Origin of the sequence: Arenimonas malthae CC-JY-1 (assembly GCF_000747075.1) — a bacterium.
Taxonomy (GTDB): domain Bacteria; phylum Pseudomonadota; class Gammaproteobacteria; order Xanthomonadales; family Xanthomonadaceae; genus Arenimonas; species Arenimonas malthae.
In genome coordinates this window covers 1-9,767 of sequence record NZ_AVCH01000026.1, presented here as the reverse complement: position 1 = coordinate 9,767, position 9,767 = coordinate 1, and the positions used below count along the sequence as shown (strand labels likewise).

General features: G+C 71.5%; 10 protein-coding genes. 5 read left to right on the top strand and 5 right to left on the bottom strand.

Annotated features, from left to right (window positions below; genetic code table 11):
* On the top strand, positions 1-297 hold a 297-nt coding region (locus N790_RS02550; RefSeq protein WP_156969900.1), incomplete at its 5' end, for an energy transducer TonB.
* A 75-nt stretch (positions 298-372) separates the two neighbouring features.
* On the opposite strand, the gene N790_RS02545 is transcribed toward N790_RS02550, so the two are convergent.
* The 4 genes from N790_RS02545 to N790_RS02530 all read right to left on the bottom strand — a co-directional run bounded on the left by N790_RS02545 (position 373) and on the right by N790_RS02530 (position 4,561).
* Positions 373-1,548 carry an ABC transporter permease gene (locus N790_RS02545; protein WP_043800298.1) on the bottom strand — a complete coding sequence of 392 codons (1,176 nt, stop codon included), beginning with the start codon at positions 1,546-1,548 and terminating at the stop codon, positions 373-375.
* Positions 1,545-2,279 carry an ABC transporter ATP-binding protein gene (locus tag N790_RS02540; RefSeq protein ID WP_043800295.1) on the bottom strand — a complete coding sequence of 245 codons (735 nt, stop codon included), beginning with the start codon at positions 2,277-2,279 and terminating at the stop codon, positions 1,545-1,547. The genes N790_RS02545 and N790_RS02540 overlap by 4 nt, the downstream gene beginning before the upstream one ends.
* Positions 2,276-3,730, bottom strand: a complete 1,455-nt coding sequence (locus tag N790_RS02535; RefSeq protein WP_084062536.1) for an alpha/beta fold hydrolase — start codon at positions 3,728-3,730, stop codon at positions 2,276-2,278. The genes N790_RS02540 and N790_RS02535 overlap by 4 nt, the downstream gene beginning before the upstream one ends.
* A 78-nt stretch (positions 3,731-3,808) precedes the next feature.
* Complete coding sequence (locus N790_RS02530; RefSeq protein ID WP_281174824.1) at positions 3,809-4,561, bottom strand: ferredoxin--NADP reductase; 753 nt, start codon at positions 4,559-4,561, stop codon at positions 3,809-3,811.
* 119 nt (positions 4,562-4,680) lie between these two features.
* On the opposite strand from N790_RS02530, the gene N790_RS02525 reads away from it, so the two are divergent.
* Positions 4,681-5,616: an ABC transporter ATP-binding protein gene (locus N790_RS02525; protein ID WP_043800292.1), complete on the top strand. Its 936-nt coding sequence runs from the start codon at positions 4,681-4,683 to the stop codon at positions 5,614-5,616.
* Entirely contained in the window at positions 5,613-6,383 is a 771-nt protein-coding gene (locus tag N790_RS02520) for an ABC transporter permease (RefSeq protein ID WP_043800290.1), read from the top strand. The genes N790_RS02525 and N790_RS02520 overlap by 4 nt, the downstream gene beginning before the upstream one ends.
* Positions 6,384-6,393: 10 nt before the next feature.
* Here N790_RS02520 and N790_RS02515 read toward each other — a convergent pair whose 3' ends face one another.
* A complete protein-coding gene (locus N790_RS02515; protein WP_043800288.1) occupies positions 6,394-7,182 on the bottom strand; it encodes a TatD family hydrolase in 789 nt (262 codons plus the stop codon).
* 76 nt (positions 7,183-7,258) lie between these two features.
* On the opposite strand from N790_RS02515, the gene N790_RS02510 reads away from it, so the two are divergent.
* Both N790_RS02510 and hrpB read left to right on the top strand, forming a co-directional pair.
* Positions 7,259-8,383 carry a serine hydrolase domain-containing protein gene (locus N790_RS02510; RefSeq protein WP_169742132.1) on the top strand — a complete coding sequence of 375 codons (1,125 nt, stop codon included), beginning with the start codon at positions 7,259-7,261 and terminating at the stop codon, positions 8,381-8,383.
* Between the two features lie 3 nt (positions 8,384-8,386).
* Positions 8,387-9,767 (top strand): ATP-dependent helicase HrpB (gene hrpB / locus N790_RS02505; protein WP_043800283.1); only part of this gene is annotated, 1,381 nt, incomplete at its 3' end.

Below are 9,767 nucleotides of genomic sequence, written 5' to 3'. Positions count from 1 at the left end.
CCTGCGCCCGCGCCGGTGCAGCCGGCCGCCCCGGCCCCGGCCCGTGCCAGCACCCCGGTCGCCGTGCGCGCGCCGCAGCCGTCCTACCCGCGTTCGGCCTACCGCAGCGGCGTCTCCGGCGAAGTGACGGTCGAGATCTCGATCGCCGCCGACGGCAGCGTCAGCAACGTCCGCGTGGTGCGTTCGCAGCCGCGCGGCACCTTCGACCGCGAGGTGATCTCCACCGTGCGCGGCTGGCAGTTCGAGCCGATGGACGGCCCGGCCACGCTGACCCGCACCTTCACCTTCCGCCCGTAAGCGGCAGGTCGCTGGAAAAGGAAAGGCCCGGCATCGCCGGGCCTTTTTTCTTGCCTGCGCGGGGGCGGCGCCGGCTCAGGCCGACACCGCCAGCTGCTCGCGGTGGTAGATGCGCACCGCCACCCACACCAGCGCCACCGCCAGCGCCAGCGTGGCCCCGAAGCTGAGCGCGAAGCGCGCCAGCTCCACCACTTCGCCACGCGCCAGTTCCATGATCAGCACGTTCTGCGACAGCAGCGGCACCGCCGCCATCCACAGTTCGCCCTTCATCGGCGACACCATCAGGATCACCGACGGGATCATCGGCAGCAGCATCAGCAGCGACAGGTAGGTCTGCGCTTCGCGGTAGCTCTTGGCGTAGGCCGCCACCACCGTCTGCAGCGCGGCGAAGCACAGGGCCAGCGGCACCATCAGCAGGCCCGCGCGCAGGATCAGCGCAGGCCCGAACTCCACCTTCATGCCCAGCCGGTCGAGCGGGATGTACTGGAAGGCCACCGCGAAGGCGACCAGGCTCAGCATCATGCTCACCATGGCGAAGCCGAAGGTCGCGCCGAGCTTGCCCAGCACGATCTCGGCGCGCGAGGCCGGGCTGGCCAGCAGCGGCTCCAGCGACTGCCGCTCGCGTTCGCCGGCGGTGGTGTCGATGGCCAGGTACATGCCGCCCAGGAAGGCGCCCAGGATCAGCAGGTAGGGCAGGAAGCTCAGCAGCTGGCCGGCACGCTGCTGCGTGCTGGCCACGTCGCGCTCGGCCACCGCCACCGGCTGCAGCAGCGCCGGGTGCAGGCCGCGCGCCGCCACCCGCAGCGCCGACTGGGTGCGCCCATAGGCTTCCAGCAGGCCGGTGAGGCGGGCCACCGGGGCCCGGCCGTCCTGGTCGGAGCTGTCGAACAGCACCTCCACCTGCGCGGTCTCGCCGGCGCGCCAGCGCGTGGCGTAGTCGGCGGGAACGCGCAGCACCGCCTTGGCCTCGCGCTCGCGCACCGCGGTTTCGGCGTTGGCCGGCGCCGGCTGCACCACCACGCCCTGGCGCTGCAGCCAGGCGACCAGGTTGGGCGCGTGCTCCGCACCGACCACCGGCACTTCCAGCGGCTTCTCGGCGCTGTCGAGCTGCTTGGTGATCACGAAGCTCATCATCATCACGAAGAACAGCGGGCCCAGCAGCGGGCCCATCACCAGCGCGTTGAACACCGTCTTGCGGTCGCGCAGGTTCTCGGTGACTTCCTTCAGGAAAACAGTGATCGCCGGCTTCATGCCATCAGTCCTTCTTCGGTGCCGATCGCCTTGACGAAGGCGTCCTCGAGGTTGGTTTCGCCGGTCATCGCGCGCAGCTCGTCGGCCGTGCCTTCGGCCACCACGCGGCCGTGGGCGATGATGACGATTCGGTCGCAGAGCGCGGCGACCTCCTGCATGATGTGGCTGGAGAACAGCACGCAGCGGCCTTCGGCCCGGAGCTGCAGCAGGAAGCGGCGCATGGCGCGCGTGGCCATCACGTCCAGGCCGTTGGTGGGTTCGTCCAGGATGACGTTGCGCGGGTCGTGCACCAGCGCGCGGGCGATGGCGGTCTTCACCCGCTGGCCCTGCGAGAAGCCCTCGGTGCGGCGGTCGATGATGTCGCCCATCTCCAGCGCCTGCGCCAGCGCCTCGGTGCGCTGCGCGATCAGGGCGTCGTCCAGTCCGTGCAGGCGGCCGAAGTAGCGGATGTTCTCGCGGCTGGTGAGGCGCTTGTACAGGCCGCGCGAGTCGGGCAGCACGCCCAGGCGGCGGCGCACCGCCTCGGGGTCCTTCGCCGCGTCCACGCCGTCCACCACCACCTGGCCGCTGTCGGGCTTCATGAGGGTGTAGAGCATGCGCAGCGAGGTGGTCTTGCCGGCGCCGTTCGGGCCCAGCAGGCCGGTGATCTGGCCGTCCTGGGCGCGGAAGCTGACGCCGTCCACGGCCTGGACCTTGCCGAAGGCCTTGTGCAAATCACGGACTTCGATCATGGCTCGGCTCCGTTGTAGGTGGTGAAGAAGGGCGGGGCGTCGAGCACGTCCAGGCAGCCGGCGTCGAGGCCGGCGGGATCGAGCGTGTCCACGAAGCTGGCGGCCAGCTTCGGCGTGCAGCCGCGGCCGAGCAGGATGTGGCCCTGGCCCTTGCCGACCAGGTGCCGCGCCTTGCCCAGCGAGGCCAGCACCTGTTCGCCGTAGCGCGGCGGCGTGACCGGGTCGAATTCGCCGGACAGCAGCAGGGTGGGGATGTCGGTGCGCAGCGGCTCGCGGAAGCCTTCCGACACCGGGCCCTTGGGCCAGACGCTGCACTGGTTGAGCGTGACGCCGACGATGGCGTTGCCCAGGATCAGGTTGGCGTCCTGCTCGCGCGCTTCCAGCCGCGGCGCGTCTTCGGCGCAGATCACCGACAGCTGCATGCCGTGGTTGATCTGGCCCACCAGCGAGTCGTAAACGAGCGCCGCCTGCTGCACCAGCGACTGCGGCCGGCCGGCGTTGGCTTCCTGCAGCAGCAGCGGCAGCAGCGAGGCGGTTTCCGGCGTGTAGGCGAACAGGCGGGCGATGGCGGCCACCGCGGTTTCGTCCAAGCGCATTTCACGCGCGGCGTGGGTGCGCGGGTCGCGCGCGGCCACGGCTTCCGGCGCGGCGCGCACGCGGTCGCGCAGGGCGTAGAGCGTGTCGTAGGGCTTGCCGAAGGCTTCGGCGCAGGCGGGCTGCTGCGCGCAGCGGGCCAGCAGGGCCTTGAGCGCGGCTTCGAGGTTCACGCTGTGCTCGCTGCCCAGCGCCAGCTCCGGCGGCACCACGCCGTCGAGCACCAGGCTGCGCACGCCGTCGGGGAACTGGCGCGCGTATTCCTGCGCCACGCGCGTGCCGTAGGAGCCGCCGTACACGTTGAGCTTCGGCGCGCCCAGGGCCTGGCGCAGCGCCTCGAGGTCGGTGACGGCCACGCTGGTGGTGTACATCGCCAGGTCGGCGTCGAGGCTGGCCAGGCAGTCGCGCGCCATCTGCACCTGCACTTCGGTGCTGGCGGCGGCTTCGGCCAGTTCGTCGGGGAAATCGCAGGCAAGGCGGTGCGAGCCGCCGGTGCCGCGCTGGTCGATGAACAGCACGTGGCGCTTCTCGCGCAGGCGGGCGAAACCGCCGGCGATGGACGGGTAACTCTCGGTGGCCGACTGGCCCGGGCCACCGGCGATGAAAAGCACCGGGTCGGGCTGCGGCTCGGCGGCGCGCGCCGCCACCAGGCCCACCTTGAGCGAAAGCTTGCGGCCCTGCGGTTCGGCCGGGTTCTCGGGCACTTCCAGCACGGCGCACTCGGCCCGGGTGGTGGCGCCGGTGCCGGGCTGCGCCAGTTCGCAGGGGGTGAATTCAAGGCTGCCCAGGGTGCGGGCACCGGCCACCGGGGTGGCCAGCGCGGCCGCCAGGGCCACGGTCAACAAGAGGGGTTTCATGGCGCTCCCATTCCACGGCCGGATCGGCCTTCAGGATGACAGACGCCGGCGGGGGCCGGAACGTGACAGCCCCGGGCGCTACTTCGAGCTGACGTACTTCTCGCGGCGGATGTGCGGCACCGGCAGGCCGGCGGCCTTCAGGGCCTCGAAGTTGGCGTCCACCATGTTCGGGTTGCCGCACAGGTAGGCGATGTCGCCTTCCGCCGAGGGGGCGAATTCCGCCAGCGCGTCCTGCACGTAGCCGCGGCGGTCGTCCGGGTGCGGCGTGGCCGGCATTTCGCGGCTGAAGCAGGGCACGTAGCGGAACCCCGGGTGGGCGGCGGCGAAGGCGCGGAAGTCGTCGCCGTACAGCAGTTCGGCCGGGGTGCGGCAGCCGAACAGCAGCACCACCTCGACGCCGCGGCTGGCGATGAGCTCGGCCAGCTTCGGCAGCATGGCGCGGTAGGGCGTGACGCCGGTGCCGGTGGCCACCAGCAGGTAGCGGCGGTTGGCGTCGGCGGGCATCAGGCAGAAGCGGCCGTAGGGGCCGGAGGCCTGGATCTGCTGGCCCTCGTCGAGCGCCTCGAACAGCGCCGTGGCCGCGCCGCCCGGCACGTAGCTCACCGCGATCTCGATGGCTTCGCCCGGGCCCAGCGCGTGGTCGTGCATGGTGGCCAGGGAATAGCTGCGCTTGGTCGGCGTGCCGTCGGGGTAGTTGAAATGGACCTGGATGAACTGGCCGGGGATGAAATCGAGCGGCTGGCCGTCGTCGCGCGCGAACGCGAGGTGGCGCACGGAAGGCGCCAGCATGCGGCTGCCGACCAGGCGAAGGGGGAAGTGCACGATGGCCAAAAGCTTGCTCCGGGTTGGGAAACACTGCGTACCGCCGCGGTCCCGGGGCCCGGGGCGGCAAGTGCCTATAATACGGCCCCACCCCCGTGGACGCAGCGTCGACGGGCGCCAGGAGCCCCATGCCAAACCTTCCCGCGCTGGAGATCACCGATCTCCGCAAGACCTATGACAACGGCGTCGAAGCCCTCAAGGGCGTCTCGCTGCGCGTCGAACCCGGCGATTTCTACGCCCTGCTCGGCCCCAACGGCGCCGGCAAGTCCACCCTGATCGGCATCACCAGCTCGCTGGTGAACAAGAGCGCCGGCGAGGTGAAGGTGTTCGGCGTGGACCTGCACGCCAACCGCTCCGAGGCGATGCGCCTGGTGGGCCTGGTGCCGCAGGAGATCAACTTCAACATGTTCGAGCAGCCGCTCGACATCCTGGTCAACTACGCCGGCTTCTACGGCATCCCGCGCGCCGAGGCGCTGGTGCGCGCCGAGGAAGAGCTGAAGAAGGCGCAGCTGTGGGACAAGGCGCGCAAGATGTCGCGCACGCTCTCGGGCGGCATGAAGCGCCGGCTGATGATCGCCCGCGCCATGATGACGCGGCCGAAGCTGCTGATCCTCGACGAGCCCACCGCCGGCGTCGACATCGAGATCCGCCGCGGCATGTGGAAGACGCTCAAGGAAGTCAACGCCGCCGGCACCACGGTCATCCTCACCACGCATTACCTCGAGGAAGCCGAGAGCCTGTGCCGCAACCTGGCGATCATCGACAAGGGCCGCATCATCGAGCAGGGCCCGATGAAGACGCTGCTGGCCAAGCTCGACGTCGAAGGCTTCCTGCTCGACATCGACGGCACGCTGCCGGCCACGCTGCCCACCATCGAGGGCGCCACCCTGCTGGCCGAGGACGCGCACACGCTGGACATCGAAATGCCGCGCGAGATGGACCTCAACCGCGTGTTCGCCGCGCTGGCCGCCGCCAACATCCGCGTGCGCTCGATGCGCACCAAGTCCAACCGCCTCGAGGAGCTGTTCGTGCGCCTCACCGGCCAGCCGGAGCAAGCCGCGTGAGCCATCCCAACCTCGTCGCCATCAAGACCATCGCCCGCCGCGAAGTGGCGCGCATCCTGCGCATCTGGGGCCAGACCCTGGTGCCGCCGGCCATCACCATGACCCTGTACTTCCTGATCTTCGGCAACCTGATCGGGTCGCGCATCGGCAGCATGGACGGCATCAGCTACATGGACTTCATCGTACCGGGACTGGTGATGATGGCCATCATCCAGAACGCCTACGGCAACATCAGCTCCAGCTTCTTCGGCGCCAAGTTCGGCCGCCACGTCGAAGAGCTGCTGGTCAGCCCCATGCCGAACTGGGTGATCCTGGGCGGCTACGTCGCCGGCGGCGTGCTGCGCGGCCTGATGGTGGGCGCGATCGTGCTGGCCATCGCCATGCTGTTCACCAAGGTGCGCGTGCCGCACCCGCTGGTGACGCTGAGCACGGTGGTGCTGGGCGCGGTGATCTTCTCGCTGGCGGGCTTCGTCAACGCGGTGTACGCGAAGAAGTTCGACGACATCGCCATCGTGCCCACCTTCATCCTGACCCCGCTGACCTACCTGGGCGGCGTGTTCTATTCGGTGAAGCTGCTGCCGGGCTGGGCCGAGACGGCCACGCACCTCAACCCGATCTTCTACATGGTCAACGCCTTCCGCTACGGCCTGCTGGGCCAGAGCGACGTGCCCATGGCCACGGCCTATGCGCTGATGCTGTTCTTCGTGGTCACGCTCTCGGCGCTGGGCCTGTGGCTGCTCAAGCGCGGCGTCGGCCTGCGAAGCTGAGCGCGGCGGTTCAGGCCAGCCGGAAGAACGCCGCCGCCGTCGCCGTGGTCGCGGCGGCGGTGGCTTCCACGGCTTCGCCGCGGTCGCGCGCCAGCTCTTCGACGATGTGCGCCAGGTACATGGGCTCGTTGCGCCGGTGGCTGGGCATCGGCCGCACGGTGCGCGGCAGCAGGTAGGGCGCGTCGGTTTCCACCATCAGCCGGTGCGCCGGGATGTCCTTCACGAATTCGCGCAGGTGCCGGCCGCGGCGTTCGTCGCACAGCCAGCCGGTGATGCCGACGTGCCAGTCCTGGTCGAGGTAGTCGAAGCACTCGGCGCGGGTGCCGGTGAAGCAGTGCACCACCACCGGGCCGAGCTTGCCTTCGAACTCCTTCATGATGCCCATGAAGTCGCCGTGCGCGTCGCGCTGGTGCAGGAACAGCGGCAGCTTCGTTTCCGCCGCCAGCTCCAGCTGGCGCTCGAAGGCGCTGCGCTGGGCCGGGCGCGGGGAAAAATCGCGGTGGTAGTCCAGGCCGCATTCGCCGGCCGCCACCACTTCGGGTTCGGCCTGCAGCGCGCGCAGCTCGGCGATGCCTTCCGCGGTGCATTCCACCGCGTGGTGCGGGTGGATGCCGGCCGTGGCCCAGAGCAGGCCGGGATGGGCCCGGGCCAGTTCCAGCGCGCGCACCGAGCCGGCGCGGCTGGCGCCGGTCACCACCAGGCGGTTCACGCCGGCGGCGCGGGCGCGGGCCAGCACGGCGTCGAGGTCGTGGTCGAAGCTTTCGTGGCCCAGGTTGGCGCCGATATCAATCAGGTCCATGCCGATTCCCGCGGGTGAGGCGGGGATTTTACCGGGCCGGCGTCAACCGCGCCGTCGCGCCGGCGTTATGGCGGGCATGCGCACCCCCCGCCCCCTGCTGCTCGCCGCCCTGCTGGTCCTGGCCGCCGGCGTCCCGGCCCGCCCGCTGCATGACTTCGGCGACGCCGACGCGGCCACCGACGCGCTGGTCGCCGGTTACGCCCTGCCCGGCGCCTCGCTGCGGCTGGCCACCGGCACCGGCGAAGTGCACCGGCGCCACGTGGGCACCTACGACGAAGCCACGCGCGTACCCATCGCCTCGGCCAGCAAATGGCTGTCGGCGCTGACGCTGGCGCGCCTGGTGGAAGCCGGCGAACTGCGCTGGGACAGCACGGTGGGCGACTACTTCCCCGAGGCACCGGCGGCCGTGCGCGGCATCACCGTGGACCAGCTGTTCTCCCACACCAGCGGCATCGCCACCGACGAGGCCGATTGCCTGTCGGCGCGCGGCGTTACCCTGCAGCAGTGCGCGCAGGAGATCCTGGCCCGGCCGCTGGCCTGGGCGCCGGGCAGCGTGTTCGCCTACGGCGGCAATTCGATGCAGGTGGCCGGCGCCCTGGCCGAGCGCGCCACCGGCCGCAGCTGGGACGCGATCTTCCAGGCCGAAATGGTGGTTCCGCTCGGGCTCACCGGCACCGACTGGACCGCCGCCGCCGTGCGCCATGGCTACGTGCCCAACGCCAACCCGCGCATCGCCGGCGGCGCACGCTCCACCCTGGCCGACTATTCGCGGGTGGTGGACATGGTGCTGGCCGGCGGCGAGGTGGACGGCGAAGCCTTCCTCTCCCCACTGACGCTGGCCGTGATGGCGCGCGACCGCACCGTCGGCCTGCCCATCGCCGACAGCCCCGACTCCCGCACCGACCAGGGCTACGGCCTGGGCCAGTGGGTCGAGGAACGCGACGTGCACGGCGCCACCACCCGCGTGTCCAGCCCCGGCGCCTTCGGATTCACGCCCTGGGTGGACTGGCGGCAGGGCAGCAACGGCGTGCTGCTGGTGCGGGGCAATGGCAGCCAGATGCGCAACGACATCAATGCCCTGCAGCGCGCCTGCCTGGACGCGCTCGAGCCGGTGCGCGAACTGCAGGAAACCGCCTCGCCGGCGTTGCTTCCGCGGCGCACCGCGCCGCCGCGGCTCGACGCCACCCGCCGCGCTCACTAGCCTATGGCGGTGACGACCGCCGCCCGCCCCGATTTCCCCATCGCCGAACTGCTGCCGGGCCTGCTGGAAAGCCTGGCGGCGCACCCGCGCCTGGTGCTCGAGGCGCCGCCCGGCGCGGGCAAGACCACCCAGGTGCCGCTGGCCCTGCTCGACGCGCCCTGGCGCGGCGACGGCCGCATCCTGATGCTCGAACCGCGCCGCGTGGCCGCGCGCGCCGCCGCCGGCTTCATGGCGAAGCAGCGCGGCGAAGCGCCCGGCGACACCGTGGGCTACCGCATCCGCTTCGAATCGAAGGTCGGCCCGCGCACCCGCATCGAAGTGGTGACCGAGGGCATCCTCACCCGCATGATCCAGGACGACCCGACGCTCGAAGGCGTCGCGGCCATCCTCTTCGATGAATTCCACGAGCGGCACCTGGCGGGCGACCTGGGCCTGGCGCTGGCGCTGGACGTGCAGTCGCAGCTGCGCGACGACCTGCGCCTGGTGGTGATGTCGGCCACGCTCGACGGCGAAAAGCTGGCGCGTTTCCTCGACGCCCCGCGCCTCACCAGCGCCGGCCGCAGTTACCCCGTCACCGTCGCGCATTTCCCCGCGCGCCGCGACGAACTCGCCAGCGCCCAGCTGCGCCGCTGCATTGCCGAAGCGCTGGCAAGACACCCCGGCGACCTGCTGGTGTTCCTGCCCGGCCAGCGCGAGATCGCCGACGCCCAGGCCGCGCTCGCCGACACCGCCGCCGCGCATGATGCCGTGCTGCTGCCCTTGCACGGCGACCTGCCGGTGGACGCGCAAAGCGCCGCGCTCTCGCCCGACCCGCAGGGCCGCCGCCGCATCGTGCTGGCCACCAACGTCGCGGAGAGTTCGGTCACGCTGCCCGGCGTGCGCGTGGTCATCGACGCCGGCCTGGCGCGCGAGCCGCGCTACGACCCGAACTCCGGCTTCTCGCGGCTTGAAACCGTGGCCATCTCGCAGGCCTCGGCCGACCAGCGCGCCGGCCGCGCCGGCCGCGTCGCCGAGGGCTGGGCCTACCGGCTGTGGCCGCAGTCGCAGCGGCTCGAACCCATGCGCACGCCCGAGATCGCCCAGGTCGAACTGGCCGGCCTTGCGCTGGAACTGGCGGCCTGGGGCGAAGCCTCGCTGCGCTTCGTGGACGCGCCGCCCTCCGGTGCCCTCGGCGCCGCGCGCGAACTGCTGCAGCGCCTGGACGCGCTCGACGCCGACGGCCGCATCACCGCCTTCGGCCGCGACCTGCTGGCGCTGGGCACGCACCCGCGCCTGGCCGCCATGCTCAAGGCCCCGCGCGACCCGCGCGAAACCGCGCTGGCCTGCGACCTGGCCGCGCTGGTGGAAGCGCGCGACCCGCTGCGCGAACGCCGCGACGACCTCG